General features: G+C 70.5%; 17 protein-coding genes and 1 riboswitch. Of the genes, 5 read left to right on the top strand and 12 right to left on the bottom strand.

Translation table 11 applies throughout. From position 1 onward, the window contains the following. Positions 1–123: 123 nt before the first annotated feature. The 4 genes from KOI35_RS03785 to KOI35_RS03770 all read right to left on the bottom strand — a co-directional run bounded on the left by KOI35_RS03785 (position 124) and on the right by KOI35_RS03770 (position 5,999). Complete coding sequence (locus tag KOI35_RS03785) at positions 124–1,869, bottom strand: ABC transporter substrate-binding protein (protein ID WP_215784545.1); 1,746 nt, start codon at positions 1,867–1,869, stop codon at positions 124–126. 31 nt (positions 1,870–1,900) lie between these two features. Then, the gene (locus KOI35_RS03780) at positions 1,901–2,923 is read right to left on the bottom strand and encodes an ABC transporter permease (protein WP_215784544.1); all 1,023 of its coding nucleotides are present in this window, start codon (positions 2,921–2,923) and stop codon (positions 1,901–1,903) included. 730 nt (positions 2,924–3,653) lie between these two features. Then, complete coding sequence (locus KOI35_RS03775) at positions 3,654–4,568, bottom strand: TIGR03619 family F420-dependent LLM class oxidoreductase (protein WP_215784543.1); 915 nt, start codon at positions 4,566–4,568, stop codon at positions 3,654–3,656. 21 nt (positions 4,569–4,589) lie between these two features. Next, on the bottom strand, positions 4,590–5,999 hold the full coding sequence (locus KOI35_RS03770; RefSeq protein ID WP_215784542.1) for an Hsp70 family protein: 1,410 nt from the start codon (positions 5,997–5,999) through the stop codon (positions 4,590–4,592). Positions 6,000–6,212: 213 nt separating this feature from the next. On the opposite strand from KOI35_RS03770, the gene KOI35_RS03765 reads away from it, so the two are divergent. Next, positions 6,213–7,145, top strand: coding sequence for a GNAT family N-acetyltransferase (locus KOI35_RS03765; RefSeq protein WP_215784541.1), 933 nt, complete (start codon positions 6,213–6,215; stop codon positions 7,143–7,145). Here the strand turns inward: KOI35_RS03765 and KOI35_RS03760 are convergent. The 7 genes from KOI35_RS03760 to KOI35_RS03725 all read right to left on the bottom strand — a co-directional run bounded on the left by KOI35_RS03760 (position 7,142) and on the right by KOI35_RS03725 (position 14,078). Next, positions 7,142–7,855: a tetratricopeptide repeat protein gene (locus KOI35_RS03760; protein WP_215784540.1), complete on the bottom strand. Its 714-nt coding sequence runs from the start codon at positions 7,853–7,855 to the stop codon at positions 7,142–7,144. The two genes, KOI35_RS03765 and KOI35_RS03760, sit on opposite strands and share 4 nt — an antisense overlap. Positions 7,856–7,876: 21 nt before the next feature. Then, complete coding sequence (locus tag KOI35_RS03755) at positions 7,877–8,521, bottom strand: SDR family oxidoreductase (protein ID WP_215784539.1); 645 nt, start codon at positions 8,519–8,521, stop codon at positions 7,877–7,879. Positions 8,522–8,530: 9 nt separating this feature from the next. Beyond that, the gene (locus tag KOI35_RS03750; protein ID WP_246612392.1) at positions 8,531–9,577 is read right to left on the bottom strand and encodes a LacI family DNA-binding transcriptional regulator; all 1,047 of its coding nucleotides are present in this window, start codon (positions 9,575–9,577) and stop codon (positions 8,531–8,533) included. A 59-nt stretch (positions 9,578–9,636) separates the two neighbouring features. Then, positions 9,637–10,842 (bottom strand): DUF1996 domain-containing protein, encoded by a 1,206-nt coding sequence (locus KOI35_RS47040; protein WP_308120770.1) that lies wholly within the window; start codon positions 10,840–10,842, stop codon positions 9,637–9,639. Positions 10,843–10,968: 126 nt separating this feature from the next. Then, positions 10,969–12,726: a galactose-binding domain-containing protein gene (locus KOI35_RS03735; protein WP_215784538.1), complete on the bottom strand. Its 1,758-nt coding sequence runs from the start codon at positions 12,724–12,726 to the stop codon at positions 10,969–10,971. 214 nt (positions 12,727–12,940) lie between these two features. Next, a complete protein-coding gene (locus KOI35_RS03730; RefSeq protein ID WP_215784537.1) occupies positions 12,941–13,453 on the bottom strand; it encodes a permease-like cell division protein FtsX in 513 nt (170 codons plus the stop codon). 64 nt (positions 13,454–13,517) lie between these two features. Beyond that, complete coding sequence (locus KOI35_RS03725) at positions 13,518–14,078, bottom strand: hypothetical protein (RefSeq protein WP_215784536.1); 561 nt, start codon at positions 14,076–14,078, stop codon at positions 13,518–13,520. A gap of 108 nt (positions 14,079–14,186) precedes the next feature. On the opposite strand from KOI35_RS03725, the gene KOI35_RS48760 reads away from it, so the two are divergent. From KOI35_RS48760 to KOI35_RS03705, 4 genes are all read left to right on the top strand, one after another. Then, entirely contained in the window at positions 14,187–16,091 is a 1,905-nt protein-coding gene (locus KOI35_RS48760; protein WP_215784535.1) for a sensor histidine kinase, read from the top strand. Then, complete coding sequence (locus KOI35_RS03715) at positions 16,082–16,726, top strand: LuxR C-terminal-related transcriptional regulator (RefSeq protein WP_215784534.1); 645 nt, start codon at positions 16,082–16,084, stop codon at positions 16,724–16,726. The genes KOI35_RS48760 and KOI35_RS03715 overlap by 10 nt, the downstream gene beginning before the upstream one ends. Positions 16,727–16,826: 100 nt before the next feature. Continuing rightward, positions 16,827–17,474: a hypothetical protein gene (locus KOI35_RS03710; RefSeq protein WP_215784533.1), complete on the top strand. Its 648-nt coding sequence runs from the start codon at positions 16,827–16,829 to the stop codon at positions 17,472–17,474. A 68-nt stretch (positions 17,475–17,542) separates the two neighbouring features. After that, positions 17,543–18,484 carry a hypothetical protein gene (locus KOI35_RS03705; RefSeq protein ID WP_215784532.1) on the top strand — a complete coding sequence of 314 codons (942 nt, stop codon included), beginning with the start codon at positions 17,543–17,545 and terminating at the stop codon, positions 18,482–18,484. Here KOI35_RS03705 and cobN read toward each other — a convergent pair. Then, positions 18,481–22,014, bottom strand: coding sequence for a cobaltochelatase subunit CobN (cobN, locus tag KOI35_RS03700; protein ID WP_215784531.1), 3,534 nt, complete (start codon positions 22,012–22,014; stop codon positions 18,481–18,483). The two genes, KOI35_RS03705 and cobN, sit on opposite strands and share 4 nt — an antisense overlap. Before the next feature lie 48 nt (positions 22,015–22,062). Further along, positions 22,063–22,136: riboswitch (cobalamin riboswitch) on the bottom strand. Positions 22,137–22,243: the final 107 nt, after the last annotated feature.

Here is a 22,243-nt window from a genome sequence, read left to right as displayed (position 1 = left end):
GATGGCCGCGGCGCCGGAGGTCTCATTCTTGCGCCCGGGGTGGCCCGGCCCGCTGACTGGCGGGCCGAACCACCCCGGTTTTGTCGCTTTGTACTACTTACTGTCTACTACTACGGAACTGGGTCAGCTCTTCAGGTACATCGAGGTGAAGAGCGGCATGCCCGCGGTCGGGTCACCGACGGTGGTGCCGATGTTCGAACCCTGCAGCACGGCCTGCTTGTCGTAGTAGGTCGGGATGGCGACGTACATGCCGAGGACCTTCTCGTCCAGGGCGGCCCACTTGTCGGTCGACTCCTCGGCCGGCAGGTTGTTGACGTCGTCGATCTCCTTGTCGAGCGCCTTGTCGCTCAGCATGCCCCAGCTGACGCCGTCGGCGATGCTGTGCGTCTGGAAGAGCACCGGCAGCCACGACGAGCCGGTCGGCCAGTCGGAGCACCAGCCGGCCGGGCTCTGGCCCATGTTGACCGGCGCGTCGTAGTCGCCGACCTTGGCGCGCAGGTCAGCGGTGGCGACACCGATCGGCTTGACCACGAAGCCGGCCTTGGTCAGGGCGTCGGCCCGGACCTGGCTGGTCTGCTGGTTGATCGGCTTGGTGTTGTCGAAGTAGTAGCTCAGCTCGAAGCCGGACTTGCCGGCATCCGCGAGCATCTTCTTCGCGGCTTCCGGGTCACCGGCGCCGGTGCCGGTCAGGTCGGCGATCGGCGTGTACTTCTTGTAGCCCTGCACCGAGGGCGGCAGCACCGTGCTGGCCGGGATGGCCGTGTAGTCGTTGTAACCCGCGGCCTTCCAGATCGCGTCGTACGGCCACGCCTTGGCGATCGCCTTGCGGACCTCGAGCGGGATCTTGCGGGTGTCCAGCTGCCAGGCCCGGGTGCAGGTGCCCTCACCGGTGACCAGCTGCGACTTCTTCTCGCCGGTGATCTGCGGGATCAGCGACGCGTCGAGCGGGTCGTAGGCCAGCGTGCTGGCGTCGGCGCCGTTGCTGTTGAGCACCGCCTGCTGGTTCTTGACGATGTCACCGCCCCACTTGAAGGCGAAGGCGTCCGGGTACTGGTGCCGGGCCGCGTCGGTGTTCGGGTCCCAGTTCGTGTTCTTCTCCAGGTCCAGCGAGGTGCCGGGCTGGTAGGCCTTGAACTTGTAGGGGCCGGTCGCGAGCGGCTTGTTCTTGTAGTCCTGCTTGGTGTCCTTCGCCTTGGGGATCGGCGTGAACGCAGGGAACGTCATGTAGTAGGGCAGCGCCGAGAAGGCCTTGGCCAGGTGGATGATCAGGGTGTCGGTGCCCTGGGTCTCCACGCCGGCGAAGGTGTCGCCGTCCTTGTAGGGGCCCTTGTACTTGTCGCCGTCCTTGAAGTACTGCATCTGGTACGCCGGGCCGTTGGCGTAGATGTCGTGGGCGAAGGACCGCTTGATCGCGTACGCGAGGTCCTCGACCTTGACCTCGGTGCCGTCCTCGTACTTGATCCCCGGCTGCATCTTGAACGTCCAGTCCAAGCCGTTGCTGGAGACCGTGCCGAGGTCGGTGAGGTCGGGAACGAGCACGGCCTTGCCGTCACGGATGTCGAACTGCGTCGGCGTACGGAAGAGAAGCTTCGCGATGGCCAGCGAGTCCTGGTAGTACGTGTCGGTCGGGTCGAGCGTGTTCGGCGTCGTCTGGGCCACGATGTTGATCGTGCCGCCCTTACGCGAGCCCGGAATCTCCTTGGCCGGGCCCTTGGCCGCCGGGTCCTGCGACTGCACCTGGGTGGTGATGTCGTCGGAGCTCCCGCCCCCATTGCTCGAATCGTTGTTCGACGACGGGCTGCTGCAGCCCGCCACCGCGAGCGCCAACGCGGCGGTGGCCGCAATGGCAACGTTGAATCGCCTTGCCATTTCTCCTCTTCTCATACTGGGCGTCACCACGTCACCGTCGGGTGCGGGGATCAAATGCGTCACGAATCGAGTCGCCGAGCAAGCTCAGCGCGAGCACGAGGATCGTGATGCCGGCGACCGGGATCCACAGGTACAGCGGATCGGCCCGGTACCAGTTCTGTGCTTGCGCGATGGTCAGACCCCAGGACGGCGTGGGCTCGGTCAAGCCGACGCCGAGATAGGTGAGGCCTGCCTCGGTCACGATGTAGGAAGGCAGGGCCAACGAGACCGAGATGACAATGGGCGCCACCAGGTTGGGCAGCAGCTCCTTGAAGAGCACCTTGCGGGTCGGCACGCCGAGCACTTTGGCCGCGGCGATGAACTCCCGCTCGCGCAGGGTGAGCACCTCGCCGCGGATCAATCGCGCGAGGCTGGCCCAGCCGAAGAAGGAGAGCACGAGGATGAGCGAGTAGAAACGCACGGTCGCGACCTCGTTCGCCGCGACCCCCTCCGTGGTGCCGAGGAAGATGGCCAGCAGAGCGGCCGGGACGGCGATCGCGAAGAGCAGGTAGGGCAGGCTCAGGACGAAGTCGATGACCCAGGACAGCACCCGGTCGATCCAGCCGCCCATGAAGCCGGACACCAGACCGACGACGACGCCGATGATCGTGGTGATCACCGTGACCGAGCCGGCCACGATCAGCGACGGACGTGCGCCGTAGACCCAGCGGGCGAAGAGGTCGCGGCCCAGCCGGGGCTCGACCCCGAACCAGTGCTCGCCGTTGGGCGTGATGGTCGGGTAGCCGTAACGGTCGGTCAGGTCTTGATGCAGCGTCGTCGGGTCTTGGCCCTCGAGCTTGGCAAGCAGCGGCGCGAAGATGGCGATCAGGACGAAGGCGACGAAGATGCTCGCACAGATCACCGCGACCTTGTCCTTGCGCAGGCGCGCGAGGGCGATCTGCGTCGGCGACTTACGGCGGGTGTCCACCTTCTTGATCTCGCCGGTCGGCGCTGCAATCGCGTCGGTGGGCGCGCCCTGACGGGCGAGCTCAGCCTCTTCGATCAGCGGTTCCAAGCGTCGGTCACCTCCATCGAACGACACACCTCGCATGCGTCGTGCGTGAGAGGTTTTCGGATGCTGCGTTGGGAAAGGTAGCCGGGAACTGGCCTGTAGGAAATGAGTTGACGCATCGAATGAATAACAGCCCGCTGAAAGCCATGGATAGGCCATGTCACCTGGAGTGTCACTCGCGCGGGGTATGAAGCCGTGCTCAAGCCCATAAAACGCCCATAACGTCGATCAACTTTGCCTCCTATGTCCGGTATAGAAAGCCGGAGGGCAATCGTACTGTTGCGCAAAGTTATCAAAGACAGGTTCAGGCTGTGGCGGGTCGCTGTTTCCATCCGGTTTCGTCACAGTATCGATCTTGGATGGCACGGACCGTGACATTCTTCGGCGCGACGGCCCCGGTGACGCAAGATCTTCGGCTGACCTGGCACTCCGGGGGCGGATCGACGGCCGTCCCGGGTTGCGGGACACGAATTCTCCATCCCGCGCGCCGGATCCGCGTGCCCTCGGGACTACCGTGCGTGAGGCTCAGAAAGAGCCCGATAGGAAGACGGCCGCCATTTCGATAACGAATGCCCCCTCTATTCGACGCTATATAAGACTTCGAAGCGCGTCTTCACCGAAGGCCCGGACACATCGACACAGGGCGACGCCGGGGCGACGGGGAGCGATCCGCTACGCCCGCGGCGATCATGGGCACGACACAGAGTGAGCATGGGCTCAGGCTCGAGTCCGGTCAGGGGTGGTTGGACGGGGGTCGCAGCGCGGTCAGGATCTCGGCGGCGCGCTCGCGGGCCACGGCCGGATCGGCGTCCGGCGATCCGATCAGCGGATCCCAGTTGAGGTCGTAGAACAGCTCCGTGACCCCGGCCTCGGCGTACTGCTCCGCCCCGGCCCGGATCTGCTCCCAGTCCCCCGAGAGCGGCACGGCGTCGTCCCGGAGGCCCGGCTGCACGACGGCCCGCACGACGATGCGGACGGAATCCGGGTCGCGGCCCGCCTCCTCGGCCGCCCGCCGCACGATCTGCGTGCCGCGCGCGATGTCTGCGAAGCTCAGCCGGCTGCTGCTCACCCAGCCCGCGGCCAGCCGCCCGGCCCGGCGCAGGGCGACGTCAGCCGTGCCGCCGAGCAGCACCGGCGGCCCGCCCGGCTGCACCGGCGGCGGGGCCATCGTGCTGGCCGGCAGCCGGTAGAGCTCGCCGTCGAACGACGCCACCGGGTCGTTCCACAGCGTGCGCAGCACCTCGAGGTACTCGTGCAGGCGCTTCCCCCGGGGATGGGGGTCGGAGCCGGTGGCCACGAACTCGGGCTCCGACCACCCGGTGCCCAGGCCCAGGTCGAAGCGGCCGCCGGAGAGCACGTCGAGGGTGGCGGCCTGCTTGGCCAGGTAGGCCGGCGAGACGTACGGAATGTTGATCACCGCCACGCCCAGCCGGATGGTCCGGGTGCGGGCGGCGGCCCAGGTCAGCGCGAGCAGTGGGTCGAGCACGCTCTGATAGACCGGCAGCATCGCCTGCCCGGTGCCGACCAGCAGGCGCTGGAACCCCCACAGCCCGTGATAGCCCAGTTCCTCGGCCCGCGCCGCGAAGTCGCCGAGCGAGCCCGGTTCGGCCCACGCCCCGGCCACCGGGGCGCCACAACTGATCAGCATGGGGAAAGCCTAGGGCGTGCCCTAGCTGGCGGCGCGGTTGTACTCGGCGCTGAGCGTCTCGCCCAGCTCGGTGAGGCGGGCGTCCGGCGCCGCGGCCTGCACGGCGGCGATGAAGGCGCCGTAGGCCGAGCCCAGGCCGTCGTGCTCGCCGTCCTGGAGCAGCAGCATGTAGGCCGCCTCGGCCACCCGGCGGAAGTCGGCCGGGGTCTCGGCGGGCGGGCCGGACGGGCCGGGCGGGTCGGGGGTCTCGGCCGGTTCGTCGGCCGCCACGACCGCGGGCGCGGCCAGCTCGGCCCGCAGGCGCAGGCTGGCGCTGAGCAGCCCGACCGGCGAGCCCTCGAACAGCGACGCCGGCTCGTAGTCGCGGGCCACCAGCCCGGCCCCGCGGGCCGCCAGCTCGGCCGGGTCGAGGTCGGTGCGCAGCCGGGCCGCGCCCCATCCGAAGTAGCCGGCCAGCCGGTCGCGGACGGCCGGGATGCGGGTCGAACCGCCGGCCAGCACCACCTCGTCGATGTCGCCCCAGCCCACGCCGTGCGCCGCCCGGGCCGCCGCGATCGCCTCGGTCAGCAGGTCGAGCGAGCGCTGCACGTCCGGCTCGATCATCGCCTCGAACGCGCGGCGGCTCAGCGGCACGCTCGCGCTCACCGTGGCCGTGAGCACCGGCAGTTCGAGCGTGGTGTGGTCGGCGACCGACAGCTCACGCTTGCGGATCTCGGCCTCCCAGCGGATCCGCCGCCGGATCGTCGGGTCGCGGCTGAGGTCGACGTGGTAGCGCTCGCGGATCTGGCGCAGGGCGAAGGCCACGATCAGCTCGTCGAAGTCGTCGCCGCCGAGCCGCTGGTCGCCCGAGGTGCCGAGCACCTCGATGGTGCCGTCGGCGACCCGCACGACCGAGGCGTCGCAGGTGCCGCCGCCCAGGTCGTAGATCGCGTACGTGCCCGGCCGCGCGTCGGCGCCCAGGGCCATCGCGGCCGCGGCCGGATCCTCGACCAGCCGGCGCACGTTGAGCTGGGCCAGCCCGGCCGCCTCGCGCAACGCCCGCCGCTGGGCCTCGCCGGCGGCCGCCGACACCGTGATGACCACGTCGTGGATGGGCTCGCCGACGAACGTCTCGGCCTGCCGCTTCAGCTCGATCAGCAGGAACGCGCAGATCTCGCGGGGCTGATAGGTGCGGCCCCGGAACCGGACCGGCTCGCCGCTGCCGAGCAGGCGCTTGACCCCGGCGATCACGTTTTCCGGGTCGTCGGCCGGCGGCACCCCGGCGATCACCTGACCGGCCCTGTCCTGCCCTACGGTGGCGGGCATCGTGGCGGCGCCGGTCGGGCCGCGGACCATCAGCAGCTTCGCGCCGTCCCAGACCGAGACCGCGCACGAGCTGGTGCCGAGGTCGACGCCGACCACACGATGAAAGAACGGGTACGCGTCGGTCAAGGCCGCCCCCTGGACCAGCGTGTTTCGTGACTCTGGTCGTCAAATTAACATCGTCACCGACCCGACAGAACTGACCGCGATCGATCCGTCGGACATCCGACTTACTGAGGGTTATTCAGGGCATACCTTGACAAGCGCGTTGCCGCAGGTCACCACATCGGTCGCCACCGCCCTGAATAATTCTCACGGACAAAACATGGCAGGGTGCAAGGCATGGCACTCGTCCTGGTCGACCTGACGCAGACCGAGCTGTCCCGGCGACGGCCGTCGATCATCGCGCTCTTCGCCGAGGCCATGGTGGAGAACTACGGCGTCACGTCGGCCGACGCCCACGCCGAGGCGACCCGGCAGACCGACCAGCTGCTGCCGGACGGGGTGAACACGGCCGGGCAACTGCTGCGCAAGGGGATGGACGGCGACGACGAGGTCGGCTTCCTGTGGATCGCGTTGCCCGGGGCCGTCTACCCGGCGATGGCCTGGATAAGCGAGATTTCCGTACGCCCGGAGCGCCAGAACCGCGGCTACGGCAGCGCCATGCTGCACGCGGGCGAGGCCGATCTCGCCGAGCGGGGTGTGCATCGCGCCGGCCTGCACGTCTTCGGCGTGAACACCGGCGCGCGGCGGCTCTACCGGCGCCTCGGCTACCGGATGTTCGCCCAGCTGCGCGCCCGTCCGGTCGGCCCGTCGCCCGGGACCCGCGTCGAGCTCGTGTCGATGTCCCCGCGCGACTACGCGTACCGGCTGGACGAACTGGTCACGACGAACCCGGTCGCCCTGACCCGGGACCAGGCTCCCCCGGACCGCGCCCGCGACGTCGCCGCCGTGCTGGCTCCGCGCGGCGTCGACAGCCCCGGGGTCGCCCTGCGCCACGCCGTCGCCGGGGGCCGTCCGATCGGCTGGATCTGGTACTCGATGCCGGCCCCGGCCCGCCCCGGCACGGGCACGATCCACTACCTCGCCGTCGACCCCGAATACCGGGGCCGCGGGTACGGGCGGGAACTGGTCGCCGCAGCCGAGGCCGAGTACGCGCGCCACGGCGTACCGCGGATGGGTCTGTGGATCGCCGCCGCGACGCCCGGGGCCGAGCAGTTCGCCGACGCGCTCGGCCTCGAGGTCGCCTCCGAGCAGATGGCCAAGGATTTTTAGGCGGCCGCTCGCTCGGCGTCGGCCAGGGCGTGCTCGGCCCAGCCGATCCGCTGCGGCGACAGGTTGGCCTGGCGGGCCTGATCGACCGCGTCGCGCAGCAGGCGCAGCGCGTCGGTCAGGTTGCCCGCGGCCAGCTCGGCCTCGCCCAGCGCGAGCGTGCCGGTGGCCACCCGCCGCGGGTCGCCGTAGCGCTCGCGCAGCACCTGTGACATGCGCAGATGACGCAGGCCGCGCTCGCTGTCGCCGGAGACGAAGACGTGGAAGAAGCCGATGTGCCGGTGCACCTCGGAGCGCACCATCTCGTCGGCGTAGCTCTCGGCCAGCGCCAGCGCCTCGCTGTAGTAGGGCATCGCGGTCTCCCAGTCGCCGCGCAGCACCTGGTGGACCAGGCCGAGACCGAACAGCGACTCGGCGGCCCCGGCCGCGTCGCCGACCTCGCGCTGGATCCGCAGCGCGGCGGTGAACAGCTGCTCCTCGGTGGCCCAGTCGGCCCGGGCCAGGTCGCCGCCCATCGCCGCGAAGTGGGCCAGCATGCCGAGCCGGGTCAGGGCGGCCGCCTCGGCCACCCTGTCCTCGTCGTCGCAGGCATGCCGGCGCGCTCCCTCGAGCAGCTGCCACGCGCCGAGGAAGTCGCCGGTGCGGAAGGCCGCCTCGAGCATCGCCTCGTTGCCGGCGGCGAGCAGCGTTCCCGCGGTCGACTCGCTCCCCATGCGCGTTACGTTACTTACCCATCACAAAGAGCGCAGTGCCTCATCGATCGGCGTCGTGCCGCCGAAAAGTTCGAAGATCACCCCGACCGTGGATGGCGTGGTGAGGCAGGCGGCCAGTACGGCGGCCACATCGGCGCGCGGCACCGAGGCACGACCACCCAGTTCGCGGCTGGCCGTGATCAGTCCGGTGCCGGGTTCGTCGGTCAGGCCACCCGGGCGCACGATCGTCCAGTCGAGGTCGGCGCGGGCCGTGACGTACGCGTCGGCCTCGGCCTTGGCCTCGAGATAGGGGCGCATCGACTCGCCGCCCGAGGCCGGATCCTGAGCGCCGATCGACGAGACCATCAGATAGCGGCGCACGCCCTGGTCAACCGCGGCGTCGGCCAGCTTGACGGCACCGCCGAGGTCGACCGTGCGCTTGCGGGCGGGACCACTGCCCGGCCCTGCCCCGGCCGCGAAGACCACGGCGTCGGCCCCCTTGACGTACGGGGAAAGGGTTTGATCGTTCTCGAGATCACCGATGACCGGGACGGCACCGACCGCCTGCAGATCGGCGGCCTGATCGGGCTTGCGGATCAGGCCGCGGGCGGTGTGCCCCTCGGCGGCGAGCAGCTGGAGCAGGCGGAGGGCGATCTGACCGTGACCGCCGGCGACGAGAATGTCCATGGCACCAACCTATGCCGAGTCGCGGACCACCAGCGTGGGCTGGAACGTGACCGAGCGCGGCAGCCGGCCCGGCGTGGCGATCTGGGCCAGCAGCACCTCGGCCATCTCGGCCGCCATCTCTTCGACCGGCTGGCGCACGGTGGTGAGCAGCGGTCGGCAGTCGAGCGCGGCGGTGCTGTCGTCAAAACCGACCACGGCGATGTCGTCGGGCACCCGGCGGCCCAGATCCTGCACCGTGCGCAGCGCGCCCTCGGCCATCAGGTCGTTGGCCACGAACAGGCCGTCCAGGTCGGGGTGCTCGGCCAGCAGCCGCCGGGCCGCCGTCTCGCCGCCGGCCCGGGTGAAGTCGCCCTCGACCGTGGGCACGTCGGCGAACCCGCGGTTGGCCAGGAACGACCGGAATCCGTCGAGCCGGTCGAGCCCGGACGGGATGTCGAGCGGCCCGCTGATCGTGGCCAGCCGCCGGCAGCCGCGGTCGAGCAGGCGTTCCGCGGCCAGCCGGGCGCCGAGCCGCTGGTCGACGTCGACGTAGCTGACCGCGATGGGCGACGTGGGCCGGGCCGACACGACCGCCGGGATGCCCAGGTCGTGCACCTGGCGGGGCAGCGTGTCCTGCTCGTGGCTGCTGATCAGCAGCACCCCGTCCACGTGGCCCTGGCGCAGGTAGCGGACCACCTGGTGATGGTCGGTGGAGTCGGTCGGGATGACGACCAGGTGGACGTCGTGCGGGCGCAGCGCCCCGGTGGCGCCGGCCGTGATCCGCCCGAAGTAGGGGTCGGTGAAGATCCGGTTGAGGAACGAGTTGTTGTCCGGCCGGTCGGGCTCGCTGATCACCAACGCGACCGAGTTCGACCGGCGGGTCACCAGGCTGCGGGCGGCCACGTTGGGCACGTAGCCGGTCTCGGCGATCGCCCGCTGGACCATCTCACGGATCTTGGCGTCGACGCTGGGGGCGCCGTTGATCACTCGGGACACGGTCGCGCGCGACACCCCGGCCGCCTCGGCGACCTGGTCCATCGTCGGATGCTGCCCACCGCGCGCGGGCCGGGTTGTCATGCGGTCCGTTATAGCAGCGCCGTGGCGGGTGCCGCCTCCGGCAGCGGCACCCGCGCTCATCAGGGACGCCCGTCCGTACCGCACTTGACGATGAGACGGATGCAGTCGTTCACGCGCCGGGCCAGTTCGTCGACCGGCCAGGCGTTGAAGAAGTCGCCGTGCATCGTGTAGCCGGGACCCGAGGCGAGCCGGAAGTTGGCCGGGTTGCCGTTGACCGGGTAGCGCATGACCTGCCGCAGTTTCGGCACCACGACCGGGTGGCTGGCCGGGCAGGCGTTGTTCACCGGGTACGCCATGTGGCTCTTGTGATCCGGTGAGTCCAGGTTGCGGCCGTCCCAGCAGTGCGGGAAGTCGAGGTACGACTCCAGCATCGTGCCCGCCGGACAGTTCACGAAGTCGTGCGACGACCCCACCTCACCGGCGTGCAGGCACGACCAGCGCGAGATGGTGTTGTCGTTCGGACCGGTCGCCTTGGCGTTGCCGGCCACCACCCGCAGGCCGAGCGGGAACGGCTGGGTCTGCGCGATCAGGTCGTCCCGCACACCCTCACCGAGGTAGTAGAAGATGCCGGTGGTCGGCTCGACCGGGGTGTTGCCGTTGTACAGGGTCGGGATCCAGTACGACGACTTGTCGATCGACGGGTTGCAGTTGCTGTTCGCGTTGAGCAGGTCCTGCGTCTGGCTGAACGCGTTGGTGACCTCGCTGCCGAAGAAGCTGTGCATGTGCGAGGCGCCCGGCATGTTGGGGAAGACGATCGGGTCGTCCGGCAGCCGGTGGCTGAACGGGCAGTCGGCCAGGAACTCGGCCACCCGCACGGCCCCGGGCGGGATCGTCGGGGTGGTCGTCGAGCCACCACTGCCGTACACCTGGAACTCGGTGAGAGAAACACCCCACTGCGTTGCCCGTACGGTGGTCTCGAGCCGGACGTAGCGCCCGGTGCCGGTCGCCGTGATGGTCTGCCGTCCGCCGGTGCCGTTCGTGGTGTTGTAGAGCGTGGTCCACGACGAGCCGTTGGCCGAGGTCTTCAGGCTGAAGCTCCGCGCGTACGCGGCCTCCCAGTTGAGCACCACCGACGAGATCGTGGCACTGGCGCCGAGGTCGACCTGCAGCCACTGGGGATCGCTGAAGGCACTCGACCAGCGGGTGCCGAGGTTGCCGTCGACCGCGTTGGACGCCGGGAAGGCGGCCGACTCCGTCGAGCTGGCAGTGGCGGTCTTGCCCTGGGAGATGAGGGAATCCGCGGCGCTGGCACCGCCGGCACTCACCAGGAGATAGGTACCGAGAAGGGCCGCGGCCGCCGCGGCTAAGAACGGACTTTTACGCATAAGTTGCCATCCTCTGGGGGAAGGAAGGGGGCCGGGGGTCTCCGCACGAGACCCCCGGCCGGGCAATCACTGGTAGACGCGCACGTAGTCGACGAGCATGCGGGACGGGAACGGGGTGCCGGCGTCGATCGGACCGGGGAAGTCGCCACCGACGGCCAGGTTGAGGATCAGGTAGAACTTGTGGTCGAAGATCCACGGGCCGCGGGTGTTCTCCACGGTGTCCTTGGCCGCGTCGAAGACCTGCCGGCCGTCCAGGAAGAACCGGATGCCCTTGCTGTCCCACTCGGCGGCGTAGACGTGGAAGTCGTTCGAGAGGTCCACACCGGCCGCGTTCTTCTGGCCGTAGCCGCCACCACCGTTGTAGGCCGGGGCGTGCAGCGTCGTGTACATCTCGTTGGTGTTGCGGCCGAGGACCTCCATGATGTCGATCTCGCCGTTGTACGGCCACGGGCGTCCACTGAGGAAGTCGTCGCCCATCATCCAGAACGCGGGCCACAGGCCGTTGCCCTTCGGCACCTTGATCCGGGCCTCGAACCGGCCGTACTGGGTGCTGAACTTGCCTCCGGTGTTCATCCGGGCCGAGGTGTACTGCCGGCCCTGGTAGTCCTGCCGGCGAGCCTCGATGACCAGGTTGCCCGTGCCGTCGGTCTGCGCGTTCTCGCTGTTCGGCGTGTAGTACTGGATCTCGCCGTTCTGCGGGACACCCGGGTCGTACGTCCACTTGGCCGTGCTCGGTTTGGTGCCGGCGGCGTCGTTGAAGTTGTCCTCGAAGACCAGCCGGGTGGCCGGGAAGGCCGGGTCGGCGGGCTTGGCCGGCGGCGTGTTCGGAGCGCCACCAGTGCCGTAGATGCTGAACTCCCACAGCGAGTAGCCGTAGGCGCTGCTGCGCACGGTGCCGTACATCCGCACGTACCGGCCGGTGCCGGTCGCGTTGATGACGTCCTTGAGCCCGTCACCGGTGGTCGTCGAATAGATCGGCGTCCAGTTCGCGTTGTCGTTCGACACCTGGATCTGGTAGCTCTTCGCGTACGCCGGGTCCCACTGCAGCACGACCTGGCTGATCTGCGCGGTGGCGCCCAGGTCGACCGAGATCCAGCCCGGGTCGACCCAGCCGTTGGTCGAGCTGGTCGCCCAGCGGCTGGCCGGGTCGTTGTCGAACGCCTTGTCCGGGCTGCACGGGTTGCAGTTGACGTCGTTCTGCCAGGTGCTGGCCAGCGCGGGCTTGTTGTAGGAGAGCAGTCGCGTGGTGCCGTTCGGCGGCGTCGTGGGCGGCGTGGTCGGCGGGTTCGTGGTGCCACCCGAGAAGACCTGGAACTCCCAGAACGAGTAGCCGTAGATCGGCAGCGCCCGCTCGGTCAGGTTGATCCGCACGTACCGGGCCGTGCCGCTGACCGCGATGCTCTGCTGGCCACCGGCACCGGTCGTGGTGGCGTACGCCTGCGTGTAGCTGCTGCCGTTGGCCGAGAACTGGATGTTGAAGGCCTTGGCGTACGCGCCCTCCCAGTTGATCGCGATCCGGCTGACCGACGTGGACGCACCGAGGTCGACCTGCCACCACGCGTTCGCGGTGAACGAGCTGGCCCAGCGGGTGCCGTTGTTGCCGTCGACGGCCTCGCCGGGCAGGTAGGCGCCGGCCACCTCGGTCGAGCTCGCGGTGGCGGGCTTGCCCTGCGAGACGACCACCTCGGCGGCCGAAGCGTTCTGCGTGGTGGCGACGAAGAAGGCGGCGATCAGCCCGGTGAGGGCCGTGCCGAGCGTGAGAATCCGGGCCGGGGACAGCCTTCTGCGAGGCGTCCCGAGCCCGTCCAGGACCGGGGATGTCATGGAGGACTCCTGCTTTAGGGGGATGTGTCGGAGCGATTTCCACCTGGGGACCGGCTCGTGAAAGCGCTCTTTGTGACGACACTGTGAACCGGCGTGTCGGCGCGTGTCAATGCCTGGTAGCGGCTCGGGAAGCGCTTTCTCACGGGTTCTCGCAGGTGAACAGCAGAACGCCCCTGACGGTTCCGGAACCGTCAGGGGCGTTTCGCGCCGTACGTCAGTAGCAGACGACCTCGAGCGGGGGCCGGGTCTTGGTGATCGGCGCGATCACCTTGAGGGTGCTCACGCCGGGCAGCTTGCGGATGCCCGGGATGCCGTCGCAGGTCATCTCGCGGGTCTTGACCGTGGTCTCGAACGACTCCGGCGCGTACTTCTCGGTCAGGGTGTCCGCGAGGTCGGGCCGGTCCTTGAGCAGCTCCTTCATCTTGGCCAGGGACGTGACCTTGTCGGTGTATTTGACCGCGCCCGCGTTCGGCACCTGCCCCACCGCCTGTTCGATGGCGGCCTTCTGCTCGGTCGTGACATCGGAGTTCAGATGGACCAGGACGGTGTACGTCCGCTCGGGCTGGGGCCGCCAGCCGAGCAGCAGCACCGCCGCCACGGCCATGGCCGAGCCCGCCAGCAGCGAGACGACCGCGACCGCGGCGATCAGGACGACGCGCCGGGCCGCCCGGTCGGTGGGCGGTGCGGGCGACGGCGGCGGCGGGACATCGACGAAGGGCTCACTCACGGACGCGGACCCTACCTGGTCGCCCGGCTCCTCGCGGGGGCCACCAGTTCCACCATCGAAGCCGTCACAGCGAGGCCGCCGTGGCGGGCCGCGGCGGCGCGGCGACGTGGGCCAGAGAGCGCCGGACGACCGCGAAGGCGACGACGAGGACGACGTTGACCAGCACGGCCAGCCATCCGATGTTGGCGATGTGGGCGACCGGCCACGCCAGAGCCGCCACACCCAGTGCCGGCGCAACCCCGCCCGGCCCGACCCGGCGTACGACGACCGCGGCCAGCAGCAGGGTCAGCGGGAAGAGCAGGCCGAGCGGCTTGATCAGGGTGGCCGCACCGGTGGCGTCGACCAGGTCGGTGTCGCCCAGCGAGACGTGGATGGTGTTGAAGCCGTAGCCGACGTTGCCCGCCGCACCCAGCGCGCCGACGACCAGCAGGGCCGCCGAGAGCCACCCGCTGTCCAGGCCGGCCAGGCGGAACACGACGAGGATGTAGGCGGCGGCACCGAGGATGTGGAAGACCGCGGCCGTCGGGTCGTCCCAGCCGCGGAGGGTGTAGAGCACGTCGGCCACCAGATAGATCACCGGCGCGACGATCAGCGAGGAGTGCAGGGTCCGGTCGAGAGGCGTCATACCCTTCAAGGTCGTCGGCCGGGCCGCCAGATACATCCGGGTGGCCCCGGTGAAAGTGCCGGGTTAACCCTGGTCCGCCGGGGTGGTGCGGCTGGCACGATACGAGGCGTGAGCCGCGCCGTGACCAGGAGCCCGAGCTGGGTGGTGGGCGTCCTGACGGCCGGGCTTGTCGCCGGCGGGCTCGCGCTCGGCCCGCATGTCGGCAACATCCACAACGGACTCATCGCCGCGACCTTCACGGCCGTCGGCCTCTACGTGGTGCACCGCCGCCCCGGTCATCCCGAGGGCCGCCTGTTCGTGGCGGTCGGCGTCGCCCACGCGGTGATGTTCGCCGGTCGCCAGTACGGCCTGCATCCCGGCCCGCTGCCCGCCGCGAGCTGGATCGGCTGGCTCGGCGTCTGGCCTCTCCCGCTGGTGCTGGTGCTGGTCGGCGTGGCCGTGATGTGTTTCCCGACCGGCCGCCTCCCCTCCCCCGGCTGGCGCCCGGTGATCGCCGTGCTCGCCGCGCTCGGCCTGACCCTGTCCACCGTGTCGGCGTTGTGGCCGGTCGAATACGCCCGCACCGGCCTGGTCGCCGGCCACCCGCTCAGCCTGCCCGGATCTGCTGCCGCGACGGCGTTCTACGACATCGCGCGCCCGATCGCCTACCTGCTCTTCCAGCTCACCTGGGCCGCCTGCGTCGTCCTGCGGGTCCGCCGGGCACGCGGTGACGAGGCCCGTCAACTGCGTTTCTTCCTGTACGCCGTGACGGTATCCGCCGCGATCATGGTCTTCGGCCTGGTGGTCTGGGGTTCCCCGCTCGCGGGCACGCTGGCCGCCCCACTCGTCGCCGTCGCGGCCGGCGCGGCCATCCTGCGCTACCGCCTCTACGACATCGACCCGGTGATCAACAAGTCGCTGGTGTTCGGCGCGATGGCCGCGGTCGTGACGCTCGGTTATGCCGTCGTGGTGACCGGCATCGGCAGTCTCGTCGACGGTTACGGCACCCTGCTGTCGCTGATCGCCACCGGCCTGGTCGCCGTCGCGTTCGAGCCGCTGCGCCGACGTGCGCAGAAGCTGGCCGACCGGCTCGTCCACGGGCATCGCGCCACCCCGTACGAGGCGCTCTCCCGCTTGTCGGCCCACCTCAGCGCGCCCGCCGGGGGCCTGCTCGATGCCCTGACCGCCACTATCGCCGACGCCGTCGGGGCCCGTCAGGTCGTGCTCTGGACCGGTCCGCGGGCCTTGTCGGTCTGGCCCACCGGAGCGGAGATAACCGACGGCACCACCGTTCCGGTGCTCCACGACGGTCAGGAGCGTGGAGCGATCACCGTGGTCAAGGCGCCCGGCGACAGCCTGTCGAGTGCCGAGCGGCGGCTCCTCGACGATCTGGCCGCGCAGGTCGGGCTGGTGTTGGAGTTGCGCGCCACCGCCCAGCGCCTGGTCGCCGCCGGGGACGCCGCGCGCCGCCGGCTCGAGCGTGACCTGCACGACGGCGCTCAGCAGCGCCTGGTGACGGTGGCGATGGAACTGGGGGCGGTCGTGCGGCTCGCTTCCGAGAGCGGGGCTGGTGCGGTTGCCGAGCGGGCCGACGGCGTACGGAAACAATTGCTCGAAGCGACGGCCGAACTCCGGGAGATGGCGCGCGGACTGCACCCCGCCGTCCTCACCCAGGACGGGCTCGAGGCCGCGGCCGGGTTCCTGGCCGACCGGTCGCCGGTGCCGGTGCGGCTGACGGTCGAGGTGCCACGACGGCTGCCGCCCGAGGTCGAGGCGACGGCCTACTTCGTGGTCAGCGAGGGACTCACCAACGCGGCCAAGCACTCCGGCGCCTCCGCCGTGGCCGTCACCCTGACCTGCGACGACGCGCTGCTCACGGTCGAGGTCGCGGATGACGGCGGCGGTGGCGCGTCGCCTCAGCGCGGCAGCGGGCTGGAGGGCCTGGCCGACCGGCTGGCCACGCTCGACGCCCGCCTGACGATCGGGAGCGGCCCGGACGGCACGACACTGCGGACGGTGATCCCGTGCGGGTGATGCTGGCCGACGACGCCGTGCTGTTCCGCGAGGGGATGGCCCGGGTGCTGACCGACGTCGGCTTCACGGTGATGGGCCAGGCCGGCGACGGCGGGCGGCTGCTCGACCTCGTACGGGCCGATCCGCCCGAGGTCGCGGTGATCGACCTGCGGATGCCGCCCTCGTTCTCGGACGAGGGCATCGAGACCGCGGCGGCGATCCGGGACGCTCACCCGGAGGTGGGCCTGATGCTGCTGTCCCAGTACGTCGAGGTGCACCACGCGCTGCGGCTGATGACCGGCTTCGAGGGCGGCGTCGGCTATCTGCTCAAGGACCGCGTCTCCGACCTGGCCGTGTTCGGCTCGGACATCCGCCGGGTGGCCCGGGGCGACACGGTGATCGACCCCGACCTGGTGGCCCGGCTGGTGGCCCGGCGCCGCGAGCGTGACCCGCTCGAGCGGCTGACCGACCGCGAGCGAGCCGTGCTCGCGCTGATGGCTCAGGGTCTGTCCAACGTGGCCGTGGCGGCTGACCTGCATCTGGCCGTCAAAACGGTCGAGGCGCACGTGACGTCGATCTTCACCAAGCTCGACCTGACCCAGCAGGAGCGCGAACATCGCCGGGTGCTGGCCGTGCTGACGTTTCTGCGGGCGTAGGGCGTTCTGTCCGTTGTTGCACGATCACCCGGACGGGATCTCACCCATCCGAGATCGTCGATATTTTCGGTGGCAGCAATCACGACACGGGGAGGTACACGTGATTTCTGCCAGGAAGATCATGCTCTCGGGCCTGCTGGCCCTCGGGATGGTCACCACGATGATCCCGTCGGCGGCGCAGGCCGCCGTGGGGTCCACCGACGACGAGTCCGGCATGCGGATCGGCGGGTTCGACGCCGCGGTGGCGCGGGCCAACGGCTACGAGATCGTCACGCTGCCGGACGGGTCGCAGGCCTCGGTGCCGGCGGCCAAGGCCGAGGCGGCCCGCAGGGGCAGCTATGTTCCCAAGACCGGCGTGCTGGTCAAGCCGAGCAAGGGCGGGGTGTCGGCCAACGCGTACGGCTCGAGGTCCGGCAACTGCGGCACCTCGTGGGTCCAGATCAGCCCGCGCGGCGGCGGCAGCGCCGGCCTGACCACCGGGATGAGCCTGGTGCTCGACTCGGGCGGCCCGTGGGACATCCACTGGAACGTCAACGTCAGTGACCGCAACGGAACATCGAACCAGTACTACGACGAGGACGACGGCTACGTCAGCGGCACCGGGCTCAGCTGGGCGGGCAAGGGCCGCACGCTCAACCTGGCCCGCGGCTCGGCCACGGTCAAGGTGACCGCGGGCAGCTTCACGATCACCGGAGCCGGGTGGGTCTGCTTCTCCTACGCACCGGGCGCGACCGACATCATCACCTGACCTGATGAACCCGCGTGGCAGTGCCGGCCGGTGCCGGCACTGCCACACTGGGGTCGGGGAGGCACATCATGGAGTTCGACCGATCCATCGGGCGCGACGAGCTGTTCGCCCAGCAGTCCGAACGCATGCGGCGGGTCCTGGCCGCCAGTGACATGCCCGTCTTCGGCCTGGCCGAGGGTCTGCGCCCGGCCGAAGAGACGTTCGGCAGCCTCGACAGCACCGATGACCGGCTCGTCGCCGTTCGGCTGACCTATGGCCGCGCGGCCGAGGTCGAGACGGCCCGCGCCGAGCCCGGGCCGCTGCGCGAGACCCTCGAACATCACGTACGCCGCGGTGGCGACCGCTTCGCCGACCTCGAATGGACCGAGGGCCCGGCGACCCTGCGCGTCGACGGCCACCCGGTCGCCGCCCGCATGCTGCGCGCCGGCGATCGCTGGTGGATCGTCCGCGCCGACCGCGACGGCGTCGGCATCACCGTCGTCGGCCGCGACTGGCACCCCGGCGAGCCGGCCGTCGAGACCGTCACCGACCCGATCCCGATGCTCGACCGGCGACGCACCCCACCTGACTACGTGCACCACGAGCCCGAGCCGCTGCCCGCCGACCTGGCCCGCGAACCGCACCGGGCGCTGGCCGAGGCGGCGCTGGCCGAGGCCGCCGAGCAGCGGCGCTGGATGGCCGAGGGCGGCCCCGAGCCGGCGCTCCCGGGCTATTGGACGACCCTGTGGGCGGCCGCCGTGCAACGCCAGACCGAGCTGAGCGACGCCCCGGCCACCGACGCCGAGCCGGCCGTCAGCGCCATGATCTCGGAGCTCGGCACACTGCACCACGAGGCCGCCTGGTTCCGCGACGACCCCGTCCTCCGCCGCCGGGCCGTCGCCGAGACCCTGCTCCACGGCACCGGCCTGGGCCCCGACGTGCCGAGCCGCCCCGCCCACGAGGCCTGGCAGCGCGGCTCGTCCTCGCCCGAGTGGAGGGCCGCCTGGGCGGCCTGGGCCCAGACTCCCTAGTTGTCCTCGAGGTCGCCCTCGGTCTCGAGGTAGAGCTGCTGCAACTGGTTCAGCATGTCCGGGTCGGGGGCGTCCCACAGCTTGCGCTCGGCCGCCTCGAGCAGGCGCTCGGTGATGCTGTGCAGCGCCCACGTGTTGGACTGCTGGAAGAACTTCTGGTTCTCCGGGTCCAGCGCGTACGTGGTGGCCAGCTGCTCGTACATGTAGTCGGTGACCACCCCGGCCGTGGCATCGAAGCCGAACAGGTAGTCGACCGTGGCCGCCAGCTCGAACGCGCCCTTGTAGCCGTGCCGGCGCATGGCACCGATCCAGCGCGGGTTGACCACGCGGGCCCGGAAGACACGCGCGGTCTCCTCGGTCAGGCTGCGGGTGCGGGTGGCGTCCGGGTTGGTCGAGTCGCCCACATAGGCGGCCGGGGCCTTGCCGGTCAGCGCGCGCACCGTGGCGATCATGCCGCCGTGGTACTGGTAGTAGTCGTCCGAGTCGGCGATGTCGTGCTCGCGGGTGTCGATGTTCTTGGCCGCGATGTCGATCCGCCGGTAGGCGTTCTCCATGTCGGGGCGCGCGGGCACACCGTCGAGGTCACGTCCGTACGCGAAACCGCCCCACACGGCATAGACCTCGGCGATGTCGGCGTCACCCCGCCAGTTGCGGCTCTCGATCAACGGCAGGATCCCCGCCCCGTACGCCCCCGGCCGCGACCCGAAGATGCGCGTGGTGGCCCGCCGCCAGTCGCCGTGGTCGTCCCGGTCGGCCAGGGCGTGCGCCCGGACATAGTTGTCCGGCTCGTCGAGCTCGGCGATCATCCGGAAGGCGTCGTCCATCATGGCCACGACGTGCGGGAAGGCGTCACGGAAGAAGCCCGAGATGCGGACCGTGACATCGACCCGGGGCCGGCCCAGCTCCTCGCGGCTGATCGGCTCGAGACCGGTGACCCGGCGTGAGGCGGGGTCCCAGATCGGGCGAACACCGATCAGGGCCAGGATCTCGGCGATGTCGTCACCGGCCGTCCGCATGGCGCTCGTGCCCCACGCCGAGAGGCCGACCGAGCGGGGCCAGTCACCGTAGTCGGTCTTGTACCGGGCGAGCAGCGACTCGGCCATGGCCTGGCCGGTCTCCCAGGCCAGCGCGCTCGGGATCGCCTTGGGGTCGACCGAGTAGAAGTTGCGGCCGGTGGGCAGCACGTTGATCAGGCCGCGCAGCGGGGAGCCGCTCGGACCGGCCGGCACGTAGCCGCCGTCGAGCGCGTGCAGCAGGTTGCTGACCTCGTCGGTGGTGCGCTCGAGGCGCGGCACGATTTCGGTGGCCGCGAACTCGAGTACCCGGCGCACCTGAGAATCGTCCGCAATGCCGGCAGCAGAACTGGGCCAGCCCGCTTCCTCCATCGCGACGACCAGCGCCCGCGCCTTTGCTTCGACAAGATCCGTCTCGGCGGTCGACGCGTCCTCGGCCAGGCCCAGCGCCTCGCGCAGCCCGGGCAGCGCAGCCACCTGACCGGCCCACATCTGGCGGGCCCGCAGCATGGCCAGCACCAGGTTGACCCGCGCCTCGCCCACTGGCGCCGCGCCCAGGATGTGCAGCCCGTCGCGGATCTGCACGTCCTTGACCTCGCAGAGCCACCCGTCGACGTGCAGGATGAACTCGTCGAACTCCTCGTCACCGGGCCGGTTGTCCAGCCCGAGGTCGTGGTCCATCCGGGCGGCCTGGATCAGCGTCCAGATCTGGGCCCGGATCGCCGGCAGCTTGGCCGGGTCGAGCGTGGCGATGTTGGCGTGCTCGTCGAGCAGCTGCTCGAGGCGGGCGATGTCCCCGTACGACTCGGCCCGCGCCATCGGCGGAATCAGGTGATCGACCAGCGTGGCGTGCGCCCGGCGCTTGGCCTGGGTGCCCTCGCCCGGGTCGTTGACCAGGAACGGATAGATCAGCGGCAGGTCGCCCAGGGCCGCGTCGGTGCCGTCCGAGGCGGACATGCCGACGTTCTTGCCGGGCAGCCACTCCAGGTTGCCGTGCTTGCCCACGTGCACCACCGCGTGGGCGCCGAAGTCGTCGGCCAGCCACCGGTACGCGGCCAGATAGTGATGCGACGGCGGCAGATCGGGGTCGTGATAGATGGCCACCGGGTTGGCGCCGAACCCGCGCGGCGGCTGCACCATCACCACGATGTTCTCGTCGCGCAGGGCGGCCAGCACGATGTCGCCGCCGTCGACATAGAGCTCGCCCGGCGGCGGGCCCCAGTGCTCTTCCATCGAAGACCGCAGATCTTCGGGCAGGGTGGCGAACCAGGACGCGTACGCGGAACCGGAGATTCTGACCTTGTTCTCGCTCATCTGGTCCTCGGTCAGCCAGTCCGGGTCCTGGCCGCCGGCCGCGATCAGCGCGTGGATGAGCGCGTCGCCGTGGTAATCGGTGAACGAGCCGACCTGATAGCCGTGCGCGCGCATGGCCTCGATCAGCGCCACGGTCGAGGCCGGGGTGTCGAGGCCGACCGCGTTGCCGATCCGCGAGTGCTTGGTCGGATAGGCCGACAGCATCAGCACGATGCGCCGCTCGGCCGGCGGGATGTGCCGCAGCCGGGCGTGCGCGAGCGCGATGCCGGCCACCCGGGCCGCCCGCTCCTCGTCGGCGACGTAGACCGACAGCCCGTCCGGGTCGATCTCTTTGAACGAGAACGGCACGGTGATGATCCGGCCGTCGAACTCGGGGATCGCCACCTGGGTCGCCGCGTCGAGCGGGGAGAGACCGTCGTCGCTGGCCTCCCACGCGGCCCGGCTGCTGGTCAGGCACAGCCCCTGCAGGATCGGCACGTCCAGCCCGGCCAGCACGCCGACGTCCCACGCCTCGTCGTCGCCGCCCGCACTTGCCGTCGCGGGACGTGTGCCACCCGCGGCGAGCACCGTCACCACCAGCGCATCCGCTTTGCGCAATTCGGTCAAGAGCTCTTCCGGGGCCGTACGGAGGGAAGAAGTGAACAGAGGCAACGGGCGGCCGCCCTTGGCCTCGATCGCCCGGCACAGTGCCTCGATGAACGCCGTGTTCCCGGCCATGTGGTGGGCGCGGTAGTAGAGCACCGCCACCGTTGGCCCGGCTTTTTCTGACGACGACCGGGGCAGGTGGCCCCAGTCGGGTGCGGCCTGCGGCGGGGCGAACCCGTGCCCGGTCAGCAGCACGGTGTCGGAGAGGAAGTCGTGCACCGCGCTCAGGTTGTCCGGGCCGCCCTGGGCCAGGTAGAGGTGGGCCTCGGCGGCCACCCCGGCCGGGACGGTCGACAGCTTCATGAGGTCGGCGTCCGGCGCCTGCTCGCCGCCCAGCACGACCACCGGAATGGGCCCCGCAAGCAGTGCGTCGAGCCCTTCCTCCCAGGCCCGGCGCCCGCCGAGGATCCGGACGACGACCAGCGTCACGTCCTCGAGCAGGGCAGGCAGATCGGCGACGGTCGTACGGGCCGGGTTGGCCAGGCGCCACGGTGAGCCGCTGGCCCGGGCACTGAGCAGGTCGGTGTCGGAGGTCGACAGCAGCAGGAACACGCGCAAGCTCCCCCTCGGGGTCCGCGCCCCGGGTAGTAGAGATCGCGGCGACCGGAGTTCCTGGCTCCCGAGCCGTTGCCGGCTCGGTGACAGTGGCGGGACCGCGCCGGACTCCCACCGGCTTCCTCCGCAAGCGTCGCCGCTCGTGACCTACCACCCTCCCCGGCGCCCGCACTCCGCGTCAAGGAGGGTCGCGCGGTGTGACTCTCCCGACCCGAGGATGCGCCCACGCCCG

Source organism: Paractinoplanes bogorensis (assembly GCF_018829635.1).
Taxonomy (GTDB): domain Bacteria; phylum Actinomycetota; class Actinomycetes; order Mycobacteriales; family Micromonosporaceae; genus Actinoplanes; species Actinoplanes bogorensis.
This window is presented reverse-complemented; position numbering and strand designations above follow the sequence as displayed.